The organism is Burkholderia sp. L-4, from assembly GCF_056856535.1.
In genome coordinates this window covers 3,093,727-3,111,434 of record NZ_JBXEOX010000001.1, presented here as the reverse complement: position 1 = coordinate 3,111,434, position 17,708 = coordinate 3,093,727, and the positions used below count along the sequence as shown (strand labels likewise).

Sequence of the window (17,708 nt, the reverse complement as noted above, 5' to 3'; positions counted from 1 at the left end):
GTGCTGATCGTTCCGAGTGCCGCCAGGCCCTGTCGCCGGCCAGGAGGGGCGAACCGCCCGCTCCGGCCCCATGAAGGACAGCCGCGCGCCTGGTAACAGAACAGATTTCCCCAAGATTGCGCCCACGCGCTTGCCGACGCCCGTGCACGGTGTATCGGCCCTCCGAGTCGTCCGAACATGAACGCACCACAAGTTTTCGATCCGCATGGCGCGGCCGCCGCCGTCGCCGCCGACCCCGCGCCCCGCTTGCGCGAGATTCCCTATAACTACACGTCCTTCTCGGATCGCGAGATCGTGATCCGCCTGCTCGGCGAAGAGGCGTGGTCGGTGCTCGACGAACTGCGTGCCGAGCGCCGCACGGGCCGCTCGGCACGGATGCTGTACGAAGTGCTCGGCGACATCTGGGTCGTGCGCCGCAACCCCTACCTGCAGGACGACCTGCTCGACAATCCGAAGCGCCGCGCGCTGCTGATCGAGGCGCTGAACCACCGCCTGACCGAGATCGGCAAGCGCCGCAGCGCGGATCTCACCGAGCACCGCGACGAGGCGGGCCGCGAGCGCGCATCGCGCGTCGAGATGCTCGAAACCGCCGCGCAGCGGGCGGTCAACGAGTTCGCCGACGAATTCGAGAAGATGGCCGACCTGCGCCGCCGCGCGACCAAGGCGCTCGGCCGCTGCACGGAGAAGGACAATATCCGCTTCGACGGGCTGTCGCGCGTGTCGCACGTGACCGACGCGACCGACTGGCGCGTCGAATACCCGTTCGTCGTGCTGACGCCCGATACCGAGGCCGAGATCGCGGCACTGATCAAGGCCTGCTTCGAGCTCGGCCTGACCGTGATCCCGCGCGGCGGCGGCACCGGCTACACGGGCGGCGCGGTGCCGCTCACGCCGTTCTCGGCCGTCATCAATACCGAAAAGCTCGAACAGCTCGGCGCGGTCGAGCTGACCGAACTGCCGGGCGTCGCGCACAAGGTGCCGACGATCTTCTCCGGCGCGGGCGTCGTCACGCGCCGCGTGACCGAGGCGGCCGAGGCGGCCGGCTACGTGTTCGCGGTCGATCCGACGTCGCTCGATGCGTCGTGCATCGGCGGCAACGTCGCGATGAACGCGGGCGGCAAGAAAGCTGTGCTGTGGGGCACCGCGCTCGACAACCTGGCCTGGTGGCGGATGGTCGACCCGGACGGCAACTGGCTCGAAGTCACGCGCCACGAGCACAACCAGGGCAAGATCCACGACATCGCGGTCGCGCGCTTCGAGCTGAAGTGGTTCGACGGCGCGTACGCGCCGGGCGAGAAGCTGCTCAAGACCGAAATGCTCGAGATCGAGGGGCGCCGGTTCCGCAAGGAAGGGCTCGGCAAGGACGTGACCGACAAGTTCCTCGCCGGCCTGCCGGGCGTGCAGAAGGAAGGCTGCGACGGGCTCATCACGTCCGCGCGCTGGGTGCTGCACAAGATGCCCGCGCACACGCGCACCGTCTGCCTCGAGTTCTTCGGCCAGGCGCGCGAGGCGATCCCGAGCATCGTCGAGATCAAGGACTACCTGTTCGAAACGTCGAAGCAGGGCGGTGCGATCCTCGCGGGCCTCGAGCACCTCGACGAGCGCTACCTGCGCGCGGTCGGCTACGCGACCAAGAGCAAGCGCAACGCATTCCCGAAGATGGTGCTGATCGGCGACATCGTCGGCGATGACGCCGACGCCGTGGCGCACGCGACGTCCGAAGTGATCCGGATGGCGAACGGCAAGAGCGGCGAAGGCTTCGTCGCGATCAGCGCGGAGGCGCGCAAGCGCTTCTGGCTCGACCGCAGCCGCACGGCCGCGATCGCGAAGCACACCAACGCGTTCAAGATCAACGAAGACGTCGTGATCCCGCTGAACCGGATGGGCGAGTACACCGACGGCATCGAGCGGATCAACATCGAGCTGTCGCTGAAGAACAAGCTGCAGCTCGTCGACGCGCTCGAGACGTTCTTCCGCGGCGGCAACCTGCCGCTCGGCAAGACCGACGACGCGAACGAGATCCCGAGCGCGGAGCTGCTGGAAGACCGCGTGCAGCAGGCGCTGGAGCTGCTCAAGCGCGTGCGCGCGCGCTGGGAATTCGTGCGCGACCGGCTCGACCAGCCGCTGCGCGAGGCGCAGCACTACCTCGTGCAGCTCGGCTACGAGGCGCTTGCCGAGAAGTTCGCGGATCGCGCGGACGAACAGCCGGGCGCGACCGTGTTCCACGTCACGCAGGACCGCACGGTCCGCATCTCGTGGAAGCAGGAGATCCGCGCGGAACTGCGCGCGATCTTCAACGGCGGCGCGTTCAAGCAGATCCTCGACGAGGCGCAGGCGATCCACAAGCGCGTGCTGCGCGGCCGCGTGTTCGTCGCGCTGCACATGCACGCGGGCGACGGCAACGTCCACACGAACCTCCCGGTCAACTCCGACAACTACGAGATGCTGCAGGACGCGCACGCGGCGGTCGCGCGCATCATGAAGCTCGCGCGCTCGCTCGACGGCGTGATCTCCGGCGAGCACGGGATCGGCATCACGAAGCTCGAGTTCCTGACCGACGACGAGATCGCCGAATTCCGCGCATACAAGCAGCGCGTCGACCCGAACGGCCGCTTCAACAAGGGCAAGCTGCTCGACGGCGCCGACCTGCGCAACGCGTACACGCCCAGCTTCGGGCTGATGGGCTACGAATCGCTGATCATGCAGCAGTCCGACATCGGCGCGATCGCCGATTCGGTGAAGGACTGCCTGCGCTGCGGCAAGTGCAAGCCGGTGTGCGCGACCCACGTGCCGCGCGCGAACCTGCTGTACAGCCCGCGCAACAAGATCCTCGCGACGTCGCTGCTGGTCGAGGCATTCCTGTACGAGGAGCAGACGCGCCGCGGCGTGTCGATCAAGCACTGGGACGAGTTCAACGACGTGGCCGACCACTGCACGGTGTGCCACAAGTGCGCGACGCCGTGCCCGGTGAAGATCGACTTCGGCGACGTCACGATGAACATGCGCAACCTGTTGCGCAAGATGGGCAAGAAGAAGTTCAACGCCGGCAACGCGGCGGGCATGTTCTTCCTGAACGCGACCAATCCGCAGACGATCAACGCCGCGCGCACCGTGATGATGGGCGTCGGCTACAAGGTGCAGCGCTTCGCGAACGACATGCTGAAGAAGGTCGTGACGAAGCAGACGCAGCACCCGCCCGCGACGACCGGCAAGCCGCCCGTCGTCGAGCAGGTGATCCACTTCGTCAACAAGAAGATGCCGGGCAACCTGCCGAAGAAGACGGCGCGCGCGCTGCTCGACATCGAGGACAACAAGATCGTGCCGATCATCCGCAACCCGAAGTCGACGACCGTCGATTCGGAAGCGGTGTTCTACTTCCCGGGCTGCGGCTCCGAGCGCTTGTTCTCGCAGGTCGGCCTCGCGACGCAGGCGATGCTGTGGGAAGCGGGCGTGCAGACGGTGCTGCCGCCGGGCTACCTGTGCTGCGGTTATCCGCAGCGCGGCTCGGGCCAGTACGACAAGGCCGAGAAGATCGTCACCGACAACCGCGTGCTGTTCCACCGGGTCGCGAACACGCTGAACTACCTCGACATCAAGACGGTCGTCGTGTCGTGCGGCACCTGCTACGACCAGCTTGCCGGGTATGAATTCGACAAGATTTTCCCGGGCTGCCGGATCATCGACATCCACGAATTCCTGCTCGAGAAGGGGATGAAGCTCGACGGCGTGTCGGGTACGCGTTACATGTATCACGACCCGTGCCACACGCCGATCAAGACGATGGACCCGGTGAAGCTCGTCAACGAGCTGATGGGCTCGGAGAAGGACGGCTACAGGATCGAGAAGAACGACCGTTGCTGCGGCGAATCGGGCACGCTCGCGGTCACGCGCCCGGACGTGTCGACGCAGGTGCGCTTCCGCAAGGAAGAGGAGATCCGCAAGGGCGCCGCGAAGCTGCGTGCGATTCCCGTGGTGGCCGGCGCTGCGCCGGCGCCGGCCGCCGCGGCCGCGAACGGGCCGGACGTGAAGATCCTGACGAGCTGCCCGTCGTGCCTGCAGGGCCTGTCGCGCTACAGCGAGGACGCGAATCTCGAGGCCGACTACATCGTGGTCGAAATCGCGCGCCAGGTGCTCGGCGAGAACTGGATGGCCGATTATGTCGCACGTGCGAACAATGGCGGGATCGAGCGCGTGCTGGTCTAATGCGGGCATGACGACCGCCCGACCGGGCCGGAAATGAGCGGGCGCCGGCGCAGTCATGCCGGCGCCTGTCCACATGGGAGCGACGATGGAATGCGTGTTTTGCCGTGAAGACGGCGGCGAGGTGCTCTGGCAGGACGACGTGCTGCGCGTCGTCCTCGCGACGGGCGAGCACGACTATCCGGGCTTCTGCCGGGTGATCTGGGGCACGCACGTGGCCGAGTTCTCCGATCTCGGCGAGCCCGAGCGGGCACATCTGATGCGCGTGGTCTACGCGGTCGAACGGGCCGTGCGCCGCGTGATGCAGCCGAACAAGGTGAATCTCGCGAGCCTCGGCAACATGGTGCCGCACGTGCACTGGCACGTGATCCCGCGCTTTTCCAACGACGCCCATTTCCCGCAGCCCGTCTGGGCGCCGCGCCAGCGCAGCGTGTCAGAGGCGCTGTTGCGCACGCGCGCCGCGCAGGCCTCGCTGCTGCACAATGCGGTGCGCGAGGAAATTCAACGCATGACCGATTCGAGGCAGCCATGAGCGGTTTGACTTCCACGACGCCGATTCCGTCCGGCGTCGTCGTGCACGCGGTATCGCGCGTGCTCGAATTGCAGTACCCGAACGGCGACAGCTACCGGATTCCGTTCGAGCTGATGCGCGTCTATTCGCCGTCGGCCGAGGTGCGCGGCCACGGGCCCGGCCAGGAGACGCTGCAGACCGGCAAGCGCGAGGTGACGATCACGGCGCTCGAGGGCGTCGGCAACTACGCGCTGCAGCCGACGTTCTCCGACGGCCATTCGACCGGCATCTACTCGTGGGACCTGCTGTACGAGCTGGCGACGCAGCAGGACGCGCTGTGGCGCGACTATTTCGACAAACTGAAGGCGGCAGGCGTCGAGCGCGACGCCCCGATGCAGGCGGCCTCCGCGTCGCACGGCCACTGCCACTGAAATCGACGGCGCCCGCTCGGCGCCGTCCTGCCATTTACTGAGGATCAACGCGATGAGCAAAACCCACTTCGGCTTCGAAAGCGTCGAGGAAAACGAAAAAGCGAAGAAAGTGGCGGGCGTGTTCCATTCGGTCGCGAGCAACTACGATCTGATGAACGACCTGATGTCGGCGGGCATGCACCGCGCGTGGAAGGCGTTCACGATCGCGCAGGCGAACGTGCGCCCCGGTTTCAAGGTGCTCGACATCGCGGCCGGCACCGGCGACCTGACGAAGTCGTTCAAGAAGGCGGCCGGCCCGACGGGCGAGGTGTGGCATACGGACATCAACGAATCGATGCTGCGCGTGGGCCGCGACCGGCTGCTCGACAAGGGGATCGTGACGCCGTCGCTGCTGTGCGACGCGGAGAAGATTCCCTTTCCGGACAACTATTTCGATGTGGTCACGGTCGCATTCGGGCTGCGCAACATGACGCACAAGGACGTCGCGCTGGCCGAGATGCGTCGCGTGACGAAGCCTGGCGGCCGCGTGATGGTGCTGGAATTCTCGAAAGTCTGGGATCCGCTGAAAAAAGCGTACGATCTGTATTCTTTCAAAGTATTACCGTGGCTTGGCGACAAGTTCGCGAAAGATGCTGAAAGTTATCGGTATCTTGCTGAATCTATCCGGATGCACCCCGATCAGGACACGCTGAAGACGATGATGGAACAAGCGGGCCTCGATGCCGTCAAATATTACAATTTGTCAGGTGGCGTGGTAGCTTTACACCTAGGAACCAAGTACTAAGGGGTTCTTTCCATACATTCGCCTTACATCTGGAGAAGCTGATGTCCGAAACGCGTCCGTTGTTCAACCGTAGCAAGCCGTCGAAGCCGTGGGCTCGACGGGTCGGCACGCTGCTGATGGTCGGCCTGCTCACGGCCGGCACGTTCGCATCGCTCGACGCTGAAGCCAAGCGCATGGGCGGCGGGCGCAGCATCGGCCGCCAGAACTCCACCGTCACGCAGCGCCAGGCCACGCCGCCCGCGCAGCAGCCGATGCAGCAGGCCGCGCCGTCGCAGGCGCAGCGTGCGAACCCGGCCGCGCCCACGCCGGCTGCGCAGCCCAACCGCTCGCGCTGGCTCGGGCCGATCGCCGGCCTCGCGGCCGGTCTCGGCATCGCGGCGCTGCTGTCGCACTTCGGCCTCGGCGGCGCGTTCGCGAGCATGATGGCGAACGTCATCGTGATCGCGCTGCTTGCGGCGATCGGCATCTGGCTGATCCGCAAGTTCATGAACCGCCGTCGCCCGCAAGAGCCGGCGTACTCGGTCGGCGGCTCGGCGTCGTCGTCGGGCGGCTACTCGCAAAGCCCGTCGTTCCAGCAGGGCAATGCCGGCGGCAGCTACGCGGGCAGCGGCAGCAGCTATGCGAACGAAGCGCAGGGCGTGTTCGGCGGCGGCGCGGCGGCCGCCGGCGCGGCAGCGGCTGCGGCGGCGCCGCTCCAGGTGCCGGCCGGTTTCGATACCGAAGCGTTCCTGCGCAGCGCGAAGGTCTACTTCGTGCGCCTGCAGGCGGCGTGGGACCAGGGCAACCTGGCCGACATCCGCGAGTTCACGACGCCCGAAATGTTCGCGGAGATCAAGATCGACCTCGATTCGCGCGGTAACGAGGCGAACCAGACCGACGTCGTGCAGCTCGACGCGGAGCTGGTCGCGATCGAGGATCGCGGCATCGAGCAGTCGGCGAGCGTGCGCTTCCACGGCCTGATCCGCGAATCGGCGAGCGCGTCGGCCGCCCCGTTCGACGAGGTGTGGAACCTGTCGAAGTCGGGCAGCCAGGGCTGGCTGCTCGCGGGTATCCAGCAGATCAACACGCTCTGAGCGTGACCGGCGGCCCGCGCCGCCGGGCACCCGGGCGACGGCCGCCGCACTGCGACCGCTTGCCGCCCGGGTGTACGGTCGGGCACGGTCTGCCGACGATCCGACGTTACAATAGAAACCCGCGTGGGCGCCCGGCCTGCGCGGGTTTTTTCTTTCCCAGCCCGATGACCTTTGCCGCCAAGCCTTTTGCTGCTGCCGTCAATCACCTGCTCGCGCGCGAATCATGGGCGCGCGATCGCCTGATTCCCTATGCGGGCAAGACTGCCCGGATCGACGTGCCTCCCGTCACGCTCACGCTGCTGGTGCAGCCCGACGGTTATCTGTCGGCCGTCGACGCGCACGATGCGCAACAGGTCGACGTGTCGATCGCGCTCGCGGGCGACACCGTCGCCGCGTTCCTGCAGGGCGGCCAGGCGGCCGTGATGAAGCACGTGAAGATCGAGGGCGACGCGGAGTTCGCGACGCAGATCGTGAAGCTGGCCGAGCACCTGCGCTGGGAACCTGAAGAAGATCTCGCGAAGCTGGTCGGCGACGCGGCGGCATACCGGATCGCGACGGTCGTGCGCGATGCCGGCGCCCGCGCGCGACGCACCGGCCGCAACGTGCTCGAATCCGTCGCCGAATACTGGCTCGACGAAAACCCGCAAGTCGTCCGGCGCGCGTCGCTCGGCGGCTTCGACGCCGATCTGGCGCGCGCACGCGATGCGCTCGCGCGGGTCGAAAAGCGGGTCGAGCGACTCGAACAAAAAATCGGCGCGCGCACGGGCCCAGGCCCGCGCGGCGCGCACTGAGGGCCGCAGGGCATGCGCATTTTCCGTTTCATCAAGATTGTCTACACCGTCATCCGCTTTGGCCTCGACGAAGTGATGCTGTCCCGGATCGACGACCGGCGCGTGAAGCTGCTGCTGCGGATCACGACGATCGGCCGCCGCTATTCCGATCCGCCCGCCGTGCGGCTGCGTCACGCGCTCGAGAGCCTCGGCCCGATCTTCGTGAAGTTCGGCCAGGTGCTGTCGACGCGCCGCGACCTGCTGTCGGTCGATTTCGCGAACGAACTCGCGAAGCTGCAGGACCAGGTACCGCCGTTCGATTCGGCCGTCGCGATCGCGATCATCGAGAAGTCGCTCGGGGCGCCGGTCGACGAGCTGTTCGACGAATTCGAGCGCGAGCCGATCGCGAGCGCGTCGATCGCGCAGGTGCATTTCGCGAAGCTGAAGCAGGGCGTGCACGCGGGCAAGGCCGTCGCGGTGAAGGTGCTGCGCCCGAACATGCTGCCGGTGATCGATTCCGACCTCGCGCTGATGCGCGACATCGCGACATGGACCGAGCGCATGTGGGCCGACGGCCGCCGCCTGAAGCCGCGCGAGGTCGTCGCCGAATTCGACAAGTACCTGCACGACGAGCTCGACCTGATGCGCGAGGCCGCGAACGGCAGCCAGCTGCGCCGCAACTTCGCGGGCCTCGACCTGCTGCTCGTGCCCGAGATGTTCTGGGATTTCTCGACGTCGCAGGTGCTCGTGATGGAGCGCATGACCGGCGTGCCGATCAGCCAGGTCGAGACGCTGCGCTCGGCCGGCGTCGACATCAAGAAGCTCGCGCGCGAAGGCGTCGAGATCTTCTTCACGCAGGTGTTCCGCGACGGCTTCTTCCATGCGGACATGCACCCCGGCAACATCCAGGTGAGCCTCGACCCGAACACGTTCGGCCGCTATATCGCGCTCGATTTCGGGATCGTCGGCGCGCTGTCCGATTTCGACAAGAACTACCTCGCGCAGAACTTCCTCGCGTTCTTCAAGCGCGACTACCACCGCGTCGCGACGCTGCACCTCGAATCGGGCTGGGTGCCGCCCGAGACGCGTGTCGAGGAGCTCGAAAGCGCGATCCGCGCGGTGTGCGAGCCGTATTTCGACCGTGCGCTGAAGGACATCTCGCTCGGCCAGGTGCTGATGCGCCTGTTCTCGACGTCGCGCCGCTTCAACGTCGAGATCCAGCCTCAGCTCGTGCTGCTGCAGAAGACGATGCTGAACGTCGAAGGGCTCGGCCGCTCGCTCGACCCGGAACTCGACCTGTGGAAGACCGCGAAACCGTACCTCGAGCGCTGGATGACCGAGCAGATCGGCCTGCGCGGCTGGTATGAGCGTTTCAAGGTCGAGGCGCCGCAGTGGAGCAAGACGCTGCCGCAACTGCCGCGGCTGATCCATCACGCGATGGCGGCGCGTCACGACGCACCCCGCGCCGCCAGCGAGGAACTGATGCGCCAGATCCTCGTCGAGCAGAAACGGACCAACCGGCTGCTGCAGGCGCTGCTGATCTTCGGCCTGTCGGTCGGTGTCGGGGCGCTGGTCGCGCGGGTGCTGTTCGCGCTCGCATACGGCGCCTAGACCGAAAGGAGCACCGCGATGTCCGATCCGAAGCAACCGCCTGTCCCGACCGCCGCCGAGTTCGCGACGCGCGACCCCGGCCACGCGTCGTTCTGGGACGAGCGCTTCGAGCGCGGCGTGACGCCGTGGGAATTCGGCGGCGTGCCCGGCGGCTTTCGCGCGTTCGCGCACCGGCTCGAGCCGTGCACGGTGCTGATTCCCGGCTGCGGCAGCGCGCAGGAGGCGGGGTGGCTCGCGCAGGCCGGCTGGCCGGTGCGCGCGATCGATTTCGCCGCGCAGGCGGTGGCCGCCGCGAAGGCGCAGCTCGGCGCGCATGCGGACGTCGTCGAGCAGGCCGATTTCTTTACGTACCGACCGCCGTTCGACGTGCAGTGGGTGTACGAGCGCGCGTTCCTGTGCGCGTTGCCGCCGGCCATGCGCGCCGACTATGCGGCACGCATGGCCGAGCTGCTGCCCGCGGACGGTTTGCTGGCCGGCTATTTCTTCGTGACGGCGAAGCCGAAGGGGCCGCCGTTCGGGATCGAGCGCGCGGAACTCGACGCGTTGCTCACGCCGTACTTCGAGCTGATCGAGGATTTGCCCGTGACCGATTCGCTGGCCGTGTTCGAAGGACACGAGCGCTGGCTCACGTGGCGCCGCCGCTGATGCGCGGGCGTCGCTGCGATTGCCGGAGCGCGCCGGGGTTTCAGCTATAATTCAAGGTTTTGCAAGCCGTTTCCAGTTTCTGCGGGAAAAATATCATGCCGATCTACGCCTATCGATGCGAAGCGTGCGGTTTCGCGAAGGACGTGCTCCAGAAGATGAGCGACGCGCCGCTGTCGCAATGCCCTGAATGCGGGAAGGATGCTTTTCGCAAGCAGGTGACCGCCGCCGGGTTCCAGCTGAAGGGCTCGGGGTGGTATGTCACCGATTTTCGCGGCGGCTCGGGCGGCACCAGCGCACCGGCGACGGCGTCGGGCGACGCGGCGCCGGCAGCACCGGCGGAAGCCGCGCCGGCCGCCGCCGCACCGGCTGCGGCAAGCCCTTCCGCCAGTACGACGACGAGCGCGGCGCCGGCACCGGCTGCAGCGCCCGCCGCCAGCAGTTGACCGTCGCGGCCCGGCCGGGTCGCGACCAACCCGCGCCGCTGGCGCGGTTCATTGACGGCAGATGATGAAAAAGACGACCCTGAAAACGGTGTTTCTGACCGGCCTGCTGGTCCTCGTCCCGCTCGCGATCACGCTGTGGGTGCTCGGCCTCATCATCGGCACGATGGACCAGACGCTGCTCCTGCTGCCCGAATCGTGGCAGCCCGAGCGGATGCTCGGCTTCCATCTGCCGGGAATCGGCGCGGTGCTGACGATCGCGTTCATCTTCGTGGTCGGGCTGGCCACGCAGAATTTCATCGGCCAGAAGCTCGTCACGTGGTGGAATGCGGTCGTGCGTCACATCCCGGTCGTCGGGCCGATCTACACGAGCGTCAAGCAGGTGTCGGACACGCTGCTGTCGAGCAGCGGCAACGCGTTCCGCAAGGCGCTGCTGATCGAATACCCGCGCCGCGGCTCGTATACGATCGCGTTTCTGACCGGTACACCCGGCGGCGACGTGGTCAACCATCTGACGGAAGAGTACGTGAGCGTGTACGTGCCCACGACGCCGAACCCGACGTCGGGCTTCTTCCTGATGCTGCCGAAGAGCGAAGTCGTCGAACTCGACATGTCGGTCGATGCCGCGCTCAAGTACATCGTCTCGATGGGCGTCGTGGCGCCTCCGGCGCCGGTACCGGCGCCCGCCCGCCGCCCCGTCGAGCCGCCGCTGTAAGTAAAGAATCATCGCCCGGGCCGCGCGTTGCGGCGCCCGTTGATCAAACCGAACGAAAGCAAACATCATGTCGATGCGTACTGAATACTGCGGTCTCGTGACCGAACACCTGCTGGGCCAAACCGTGTCGCTGTGCGGCTGGGTGCAGCGCCGCCGCGATCACGGCGGTGTGATCTTCATCGACCTGCGCGATCGTGAAGGCCTCGTGCAGGTGGTGTGCGACCCGGATCGCGCCGAGATGTTCGCGACCGCCGAAGGCGTGCGCAACGAGTTCTGCGTGCAGATCAAGGGCCTCGTGCGCAATCGTCCGGAAGGCACGGTCAACGCCGGCCTGAAGAGCGGCAAGATCGAAGTGCTGTGCCACGAACTGAACGTGCTGAACGCGTCGGTCACGCCGCCGTTCCAGCTCGACGACGACAACCTGTCGGAAACGACCCGCCTCACGCACCGCGTGCTCGACTTGCGCCGTCCGCAGATGCAGCACAATCTGCGCCTGCGCTACCGCGTCGCGATCGAGGCGCGCAAGTACCTCGACGAGCAGGGTTTCATCGACATCGAAACGCCGATGCTGACGAAGAGCACGCCGGAAGGCGCACGCGACTACCTCGTGCCGTCGCGCGTGAACGCGGGCCAGTTCTTCGCGCTGCCGCAGTCGCCGCAGCTGTTCAAGCAGCTGCTGATGGTCGCGAACTTCGACCGTTACTACCAGATCACCAAGTGCTTCCGCGACGAAGACCTCCGCGCCGACCGTCAGCCGGAATTCACGCAGATCGACTGCGAAACGTCGTTCCTCGGCGAGCAGGAAATCCGCGACCTGTTCGAAGACATGATCCGTCATATCTTCAAGACGACGATCGACGTCGAGCTCGACGCGAAATTCCCGGTGATGCCGTATTCGGAAGCGATGGCGCGTTTCGGTTCGGACAAGCCGGACCTGCGCGTGCAGCTCGAGTTCACCGAGCTGACCGACGCGATGAAGGACGTCGATTTCAAGGTGTTCAGCACGCCGGCCAACGCGAAGGACGGCCGTGTCGCGGCGCTGCGCGTGCCGAAGGGCGGCGAGCTGTCGCGCGGCGACATCGACGGCTACACGGAATTCGTGCGCATCTACGGCGCGAAGGGCCTCGCCTGGATCAAGGTCAACGAGAAGGCGAAGGGCCGCGACGGCCTGCAAAGCCCGATCGTCAAGAACCTGCACGACGCATCGATCGCGGCGATCCTCGAGCGCACCGGCGCTGAAGACGGCGACATCATCTTCTTCGCGGCCGACCGCGCGAAGGTCGTCAACGACAGCCTCGGCGCGCTGCGCCTGAAGATCGGCCACTCGGAGTTCGGCAAGGCGAACGGCCTCGTCCAGGCCGGCTGGAAGCCGCTGTGGGTCGTCGACTTCCCGATGTTCGAATACGACGACGAAGACGCCCGCTACGTCGCCGCGCATCACCCGTTCACCAGCCCGAAGGACGAGCACCTCGAGTACCTCGAGACCGACCCGGGCCGCTGCCTCGCGAAGGCGTACGACATGGTGCTGAACGGCTGGGAAATCGGCGGCGGCTCGGTGCGTATCTACCAGGAAGAAGTGCAGAGCAAGGTGTTCCGCGCGCTGAAGATCGGCGCGGAAGAAGCGCAACTGAAGTTCGGCTTCCTGCTCGACGCGCTGCAGTACGGCGCGCCGCCGCACGGCGGTATCGCGTTCGGTCTCGACCGCATCGTCACGATGATGGCCGGCGCCGATTCGATCCGCGACGTGATCGCGTTCCCGAAGACGCAGCGTGCGCAGGATCTGCTCACGCAAGCGCCGAGCCCGGTCGACGAGCGTCAGCTGCGCGAACTGCATATCCGCCTGCGCCAGCCGGAGCAGCCGAAGGCATAACGCGTTCGGCATCCGGTCGCGTGTGCGGTCATGCCCACACGACGCAGATGAAAAAGGCGCAGCGATGCGCCTTTTTCGTTTTTTGCGGTACAGTCGCAGCACTTGCCGTACGTTCGGAGCACATGGCCGTCGCACGGCCCCGTGCCGCATGAAACAACGATGACGAAGCCGCCGAAAATCCCCGAATCCGTTCTTGTCGTGATCTACACGCCCGACCTCGATGTGCTCGTGATCAAGCGTGCCGACCAGCCCGATTTCTGGCAATCGGTCACCGGCTCGAAGGACGCACTCGACGAACCGCTCGCGGTGACGGCCGCGCGCGAAGTGGCCGAGGAAACCGGCATCGCCGTCGGCACGCCCGACGTGCCGGCCGCCGCGCTCGTCGACTGGCGTCACCGGATCGAATACGCGATCTATCCGCAATACCTGCACCGCTATGCACCGGGCGTCACGCGCAACGTCGAGCACTGGTTCGGCCTGTGCGTGCCGGGGCGCGTCGACGTCACGCTGTCGCCGCGCGAGCATGTCGACCATGCGTGGTTGCCGTTCCGCGAGGCGGCCGCGCGCTGTTTCTCGCCGTCGAACGCCGAGGCGATCCTGCAGCTGCCCGCGCGCGTGGCCCTGTCGCGCGCGCCGCACGGCTCGTCCGCATGACGGCGGAGGCCCGCAAGCGCTTCGCGCAATTGCGGCAGATGTTCCTGCAGGAACGCGGCTCCGCATCGCGGCTCGCGTTCACGACCGGCAATACCGTGCGGCTGTGCGAAACCGGCGGCGAATTCTTCCACGCGCTGATCGAGCGGATCGATGCGGCGCGCGAGCAGGTGATGCTCGAAACCTACATCTTCTGCGACGACGCGGCCGGCCGGCCGGTGTCGGACGCGCTGATCCGCGCGGCGCAGCGAGGCGTACGTGTGCGCGTGATCACCGACGGCGTCGGCACCGCGCGCCTGCCGCTGTTCGACACGTGGGCCGAGGCCGGTGTCGAGCACTGCATCTACAACCGCTTCCTGTTCGGCCGTTTCGGCTTCTCGCGCACGCACCGCAAGCTCGCGGTGATCGATCATGCGGCCGCGTTCTGCGGCGGCATCAACATCGTCGACGACTACACGCAGGGCAGCGCGACGCTGCCGTTTCCGCGCTGGGATTTCGCGGTCGAGATGGCCGGGCCGGCGGTGTCCGACGTGCGCGCCGCGTTCGAGCTGCAGTGGCACCGGATCCAGTTCGGCCACAAGCCGTATGCGCAGTACGCGGCCGGCCTGCACGGCGGCGAGGCGTTTCCCGACATGTTCCGGCGCTGGATGCGCAGCCACCGGTGGATCAAGGCCGGCGCGCTCAGGGTCGTGACGGAGCCGAGCGTCGCGTTCGTCGCGCGCGACAACGTCGTGAACCGCCGCGCGATCGAAAAGGCGTATCTCGCGGCGATCGGCCAGGCGCGCCAGCGGATCCTGCTCGCGAATCCGTACTTCATGCCGGGCCGCAAGCTGCGCCGCGCGCTGACGGGCGCGGCGCGGCGTGGCGTCGACGTGCGGATCCTGATCGGCCGCAAGGAGTTCGCGGCGCTCGACACGGCCGTGCCGTTCCTCTATCACGCGCTGCTGCGCGCGGGCGTGCGGGTGGCCGAATACGACAAGACGATGCTGCACGGCAAGGTCGCCGTGATCGACGACAACTGGGCGACGGTCGGCTCGTCGAACCTGGACGCGCTGAGCCTGATGCTGAACAATGAAGCGAACGTCGTGCTGGTGCGCTACGATGCAGTCACGAACGAATTGCGCGACGCGATCGCCGCCGCGTTCGCCGATGGCCGGGAAATCGACGCCGCGCGTTTCGCGGCGCGCCCGCGCCTCGAGCGTCTGCTGAACTGGCTCGCGTACACCGCGTATCGTCTCGTGATGAAGGCGCTGACGGTCGGCGGTTACGACTGACGCAGACTAAGCATTCGCTTCAAAATATCTGTCCGCACGTTCGTGCGGAAAAGCCGCTCCGGTCCCGCCGGAATCGCGCAAAATAGCGGCTCGGTTAGACACCGGTTTCTAATAATTTCCTTGTTTCGCGAGCGGCCGCACTCAATAATAGTACGGCCGTTCGATTTTATTCGAACCCCCGAACGGTTACAGAAATAGCTATGCGAAAAGGCGAACAGACGCGTGCCGCGATACTTGAAGCTGCTTTGGACCTCGCCAGCCGTGACGGGCTGGAGGGGCTGACGATCGGCCTGCTGGCCGAGCGCATGCAGATGAGCAAGAGCGGTGTGTTCGCGCACTTCGGATCGCGCGAGGACCTGCAGGTCGAGGTCGTCCGCGAGTATCACCATCGTTTCGAAAACGAGGTGTTCTTTCCGAGCCTGCGCGAGCCGCGAGGCTTGCCGCGCCTTCGGGCGATGCTGGCCCGCTGGACGGAGAAGCGCATCCAGGAGGTGACGACGGGATGCATCTACATCAGCGGTGCCGTCGAGTACGACGACCGGCCTGACAGCCCCGTGCGCGAGCAGTTGATCGCGAGCGTGACGGCCTGGCGTGCCGCGATGCTGCGTGCCATTTCGCAGGCGAAGGAAGAAGGCCATCTGCGTGCGGATACCGATCCGGACCTGATGCTCTTCGAGTTGTACAGCTTCACGCTCGGCCTGCATCACGACGCGCGCTTCCTGCATTCGCCGGACGCCGTGCGCCTCACGTGGGCCGCGCTGGAAAAGACGATTGTTTCGTATCAGAGCGAGAGCCGTTAGCGGCGCGTGACCCGCCCGCCAGGAGCTCGAGCCGTTTTGCCCACCTTTGGAGAGAGTCATGGGACAGTACGCCGCGCCGCTGCGCGACATGCAATTCGTGTTGCACGAGCTTCTGAACGTCGAAGCCGAAGTCAAGCAAATGCCCAAGCATGCGGACCTCGACGCCGACACGATCAACCAGGTCCTCGAGGAAGCGGGCAAGTTCTGCTCCGAGGTACTGTTCCCGCTGAACCAGGTCGGCGACCGCGAAGGCTGCACGTATGAAGGCGACGGCGTCGTGAAGACGCCGACCGGCTTCAAGGAGGCCTACCAGCAATACGTCGAGGCCGGCTGGCCGGCGCTCGGCTGCGATCCGGACTACGGCGGCCAGGGCCTGCCCGCGTTCGTGAACAACGCGCTCTACGAAATGCTGAACTCGGCGAACCAGGCATGGACGATGTATCCGGGCCTGTCGCACGGCGCGTACGAATGCCTGCACGCGCACGGCGCGCCGGAACTCCAGAAGCAATACCTGCCGAAGCTCGTGTCGGGCGAATGGACGGGCACGATGTGCCTGACCGAGCCGCACTGCGGCACCGACCTCGGCATCCTGCGCACCAAGGCCGAACCGAACGGCGACGGCTCGTACTCGATCAGCGGCACGAAGATCTTCATCTCGAGCGGCGAGCACGACATGTCGAAGAACATCGTCCACCTCGTGCTCGCGCGCCTGCCGGACGCGCCGCAAGGCACGAAGGGGATCTCGCTGTTCATCGTGCCGAAGTTCATCCCCGACGCGGCGGGCGAGCCGGGCGAGCGCAACGGCATCAAGTGCGGCTCGATCGAGCACAAGATGGGCATCCACGGCAACTCGACGTGCGTGATGAACCTCGACGGCGCGAAGGGCTGGATGGTCGGCGAGCCGAACAAGGGCTTGAACGCGATGTTCGTGATGATGAATGCGGCGCGCCTCGGCGTCGGCATGCAGGGCCTCGGCCTCACGGAGGTCGCGTACCAGAACTCGCTCACGTACGCGAAGGAACGCCTGCAGATGCGTTCGCTGACGGGCCCGAAGGCACCGGACAAGCCGGCCGACCCGATCATCGTGCACCCGGACGTGCGCCGCATGCTGCTCACGCAGAAGGCCTACGCGGAAGGCGCGCGCGCGTTCACGTACTGGTCCGCGCTGCAGATCGACAAGGAACTGTCGCACGCCGACGAAGCGGTGCGCAAGGAAGCGGCCGACCTCGTCGCGCTGCTCACGCCGATCATCAAGGCGTTCCTGACCGACAACGCGTTCGAGTCGACCAACCACGCGATGCAGATCTACGGCGGCCACGGCTTCATCTCCGAGTGGGGCATGGAGCAGTACGTGCGCGACGCGCGGATCAACATGATCTACGAAGGCACGAACTCGATCCAGTCGCTCGACCTGCTGGGCCGCAAGGTGCTCGGCGACATGGGCGCGAAGCTGAAGAAGTTCGGCAAGCTCGTGACGGAATTCGCGGAAGCCGAAGGCGTGAAGCCGGAAATGGCCGAGTTCATCAACCCGCTCGCCGACATCGGTGACAAGGTGCAGAAGCTGACGATGGAAATCGGCATGAAGGCGATGCAGAACCCCGACGAAGTCGGTGCCGCCGCCGTGCCGTACCTGCGTACCGTCGGCCACCTGGTGTTCTCGTACTTCTGGGCGCGCATGGCACGCCTCGCGCTCGACAACGAAGCGTCGGGCGACCCGTTCTACAAGTCGAAGCTCGCGACGGCCCGCTTCTACTTCGCGCGCCTGCTGCCCGAGACGGCGTCGACGATCCGCGCGGCGCGCGCCGGCTCGAAGACGCTGATGGAAGTCGACGAATCGCTGTTCTGACGCGAGTCCGGGCGGGGCGCGCCGCGCGCCGCCCGAACGCAACGGTTCCTGGTACTCACTTCGCCGTGCAGCCCTCACATCCCGCGC

Annotated in this window: 15 protein-coding genes; all 15 read left to right on the top strand. The window is 66.4% G+C overall.

Annotation, left to right across the window (positions count from 1 at the left end; genetic code table 11):
• Positions 1-177: 177 nt before the first annotated feature.
• The 15 genes from AC1VVG_RS14505 to AC1VVG_RS14435 all read left to right on the top strand — a co-directional run bounded on the left by AC1VVG_RS14505 (position 178) and on the right by AC1VVG_RS14435 (position 17,621).
• Complete coding sequence (locus tag AC1VVG_RS14505) at positions 178-4,203, top strand: DUF3683 domain-containing protein (protein WP_049030827.1); 4,026 nt, start codon at positions 178-180, stop codon at positions 4,201-4,203.
• 85 nt (positions 4,204-4,288) lie between these two features.
• On the top strand, positions 4,289-4,732 hold the full coding sequence (locus tag AC1VVG_RS14500) for an HIT family protein (protein WP_049030829.1): 444 nt from the start codon (positions 4,289-4,291) through the stop codon (positions 4,730-4,732).
• Positions 4,729-5,142, top strand: coding sequence for a gamma-butyrobetaine hydroxylase family protein (locus tag AC1VVG_RS14495; RefSeq protein WP_034188995.1), 414 nt, complete (start codon positions 4,729-4,731; stop codon positions 5,140-5,142). The genes AC1VVG_RS14500 and AC1VVG_RS14495 overlap by 4 nt, the downstream gene beginning before the upstream one ends.
• Before the next feature lie 52 nt (positions 5,143-5,194).
• On the top strand, positions 5,195-5,926 hold the full coding sequence (ubiE, locus tag AC1VVG_RS14490; RefSeq protein ID WP_049030826.1) for a bifunctional demethylmenaquinone methyltransferase/2-methoxy-6-polyprenyl-1,4-benzoquinol methylase UbiE: 732 nt from the start codon (positions 5,195-5,197) through the stop codon (positions 5,924-5,926).
• 41 nt (positions 5,927-5,967) lie between these two features.
• Entirely contained in the window at positions 5,968-6,999 is a 1,032-nt protein-coding gene (locus AC1VVG_RS14485; protein ID WP_482835788.1) for a Tim44 domain-containing protein, read from the top strand.
• A gap of 164 nt (positions 7,000-7,163) precedes the next feature.
• Complete coding sequence (locus tag AC1VVG_RS14480) at positions 7,164-7,790, top strand: ubiquinone biosynthesis accessory factor UbiJ (RefSeq protein ID WP_482835787.1); 627 nt, start codon at positions 7,164-7,166, stop codon at positions 7,788-7,790.
• 12 nt (positions 7,791-7,802) lie between these two features.
• Complete coding sequence (ubiB, locus tag AC1VVG_RS14475; RefSeq protein ID WP_034188999.1) at positions 7,803-9,380, top strand: ubiquinone biosynthesis regulatory protein kinase UbiB; 1,578 nt, start codon at positions 7,803-7,805, stop codon at positions 9,378-9,380.
• A gap of 18 nt (positions 9,381-9,398) precedes the next feature.
• A complete protein-coding gene (locus AC1VVG_RS14470) occupies positions 9,399-10,025 on the top strand; it encodes a class I SAM-dependent methyltransferase (protein WP_069706264.1) in 627 nt (208 codons plus the stop codon).
• Positions 10,026-10,120: 95 nt separating this feature from the next.
• Positions 10,121-10,468, top strand: coding sequence for an FmdB family zinc ribbon protein (locus AC1VVG_RS14465; RefSeq protein WP_034189001.1), 348 nt, complete (start codon positions 10,121-10,123; stop codon positions 10,466-10,468).
• A 61-nt stretch (positions 10,469-10,529) separates the two neighbouring features.
• Positions 10,530-11,180, top strand: coding sequence for a DUF502 domain-containing protein (locus AC1VVG_RS14460; protein ID WP_034189002.1), 651 nt, complete (start codon positions 10,530-10,532; stop codon positions 11,178-11,180).
• Positions 11,181-11,247: 67 nt separating this feature from the next.
• Entirely contained in the window at positions 11,248-13,050 is a 1,803-nt protein-coding gene (gene aspS / locus AC1VVG_RS14455) for an aspartate--tRNA ligase (RefSeq protein ID WP_034189003.1), read from the top strand.
• A gap of 159 nt (positions 13,051-13,209) precedes the next feature.
• Positions 13,210-13,704, top strand: a complete 495-nt coding sequence (gene nudB, locus AC1VVG_RS14450) for a dihydroneopterin triphosphate diphosphatase (RefSeq protein ID WP_049028255.1) — start codon at positions 13,210-13,212, stop codon at positions 13,702-13,704.
• Complete coding sequence (gene clsB, locus AC1VVG_RS14445) at positions 13,701-14,975, top strand: cardiolipin synthase ClsB (protein ID WP_034189005.1); 1,275 nt, start codon at positions 13,701-13,703, stop codon at positions 14,973-14,975. The genes nudB and clsB overlap by 4 nt, the downstream gene beginning before the upstream one ends.
• 200 nt (positions 14,976-15,175) lie before the next feature.
• On the top strand, positions 15,176-15,775 hold the full coding sequence (locus AC1VVG_RS14440) for a TetR/AcrR family transcriptional regulator (RefSeq protein ID WP_006751498.1): 600 nt from the start codon (positions 15,176-15,178) through the stop codon (positions 15,773-15,775).
• Between the two features lie 58 nt (positions 15,776-15,833).
• Positions 15,834-17,621, top strand: a complete 1,788-nt coding sequence (locus AC1VVG_RS14435; protein ID WP_034189006.1) for an acyl-CoA dehydrogenase C-terminal domain-containing protein — start codon at positions 15,834-15,836, stop codon at positions 17,619-17,621.
• Positions 17,622-17,708 lie beyond the last annotated feature (87 nt).

Coding starts and splice junctions, on each gene's coding strand:
- AC1VVG_RS14440 (WP_006751498.1), top strand. CDS start 15,176: ATGCGAAAAGGCGAACAGACGCGTGCCGCGATACTTGAAGCTGCTTTG.
- aspS (WP_034189003.1), top strand. CDS start 11,248: ATGTCGATGCGTACTGAATACTGCGGTCTCGTGACCGAACACCTGCTG.
- AC1VVG_RS14500 (WP_049030829.1), top strand. CDS start 4,289: ATGGAATGCGTGTTTTGCCGTGAAGACGGCGGCGAGGTGCTCTGGCAG.
- AC1VVG_RS14435 (WP_034189006.1), top strand. CDS start 15,834: ATGGGACAGTACGCCGCGCCGCTGCGCGACATGCAATTCGTGTTGCAC.
- AC1VVG_RS14485 (WP_482835788.1), top strand. CDS start 5,968: ATGTCCGAAACGCGTCCGTTGTTCAACCGTAGCAAGCCGTCGAAGCCG.
- clsB (WP_034189005.1), top strand. CDS start 13,701: ATGACGGCGGAGGCCCGCAAGCGCTTCGCGCAATTGCGGCAGATGTTC.
- ubiB (WP_034188999.1), top strand. CDS start 7,803: ATGCGCATTTTCCGTTTCATCAAGATTGTCTACACCGTCATCCGCTTT.
- AC1VVG_RS14460 (WP_034189002.1), top strand. CDS start 10,530: ATGATGAAAAAGACGACCCTGAAAACGGTGTTTCTGACCGGCCTGCTG.
- ubiE (WP_049030826.1), top strand. CDS start 5,195: ATGAGCAAAACCCACTTCGGCTTCGAAAGCGTCGAGGAAAACGAAAAA.
- AC1VVG_RS14480 (WP_482835787.1), top strand. CDS start 7,164: ATGACCTTTGCCGCCAAGCCTTTTGCTGCTGCCGTCAATCACCTGCTC.
- nudB (WP_049028255.1), top strand. CDS start 13,210: ATGACGAAGCCGCCGAAAATCCCCGAATCCGTTCTTGTCGTGATCTAC.
- AC1VVG_RS14495 (WP_034188995.1), top strand. CDS start 4,729: ATGAGCGGTTTGACTTCCACGACGCCGATTCCGTCCGGCGTCGTCGTG.
- AC1VVG_RS14465 (WP_034189001.1), top strand. CDS start 10,121: ATGCCGATCTACGCCTATCGATGCGAAGCGTGCGGTTTCGCGAAGGAC.
- AC1VVG_RS14470 (WP_069706264.1), top strand. CDS start 9,399: ATGTCCGATCCGAAGCAACCGCCTGTCCCGACCGCCGCCGAGTTCGCG.
- AC1VVG_RS14505 (WP_049030827.1), top strand. CDS start 178: ATGAACGCACCACAAGTTTTCGATCCGCATGGCGCGGCCGCCGCCGTC.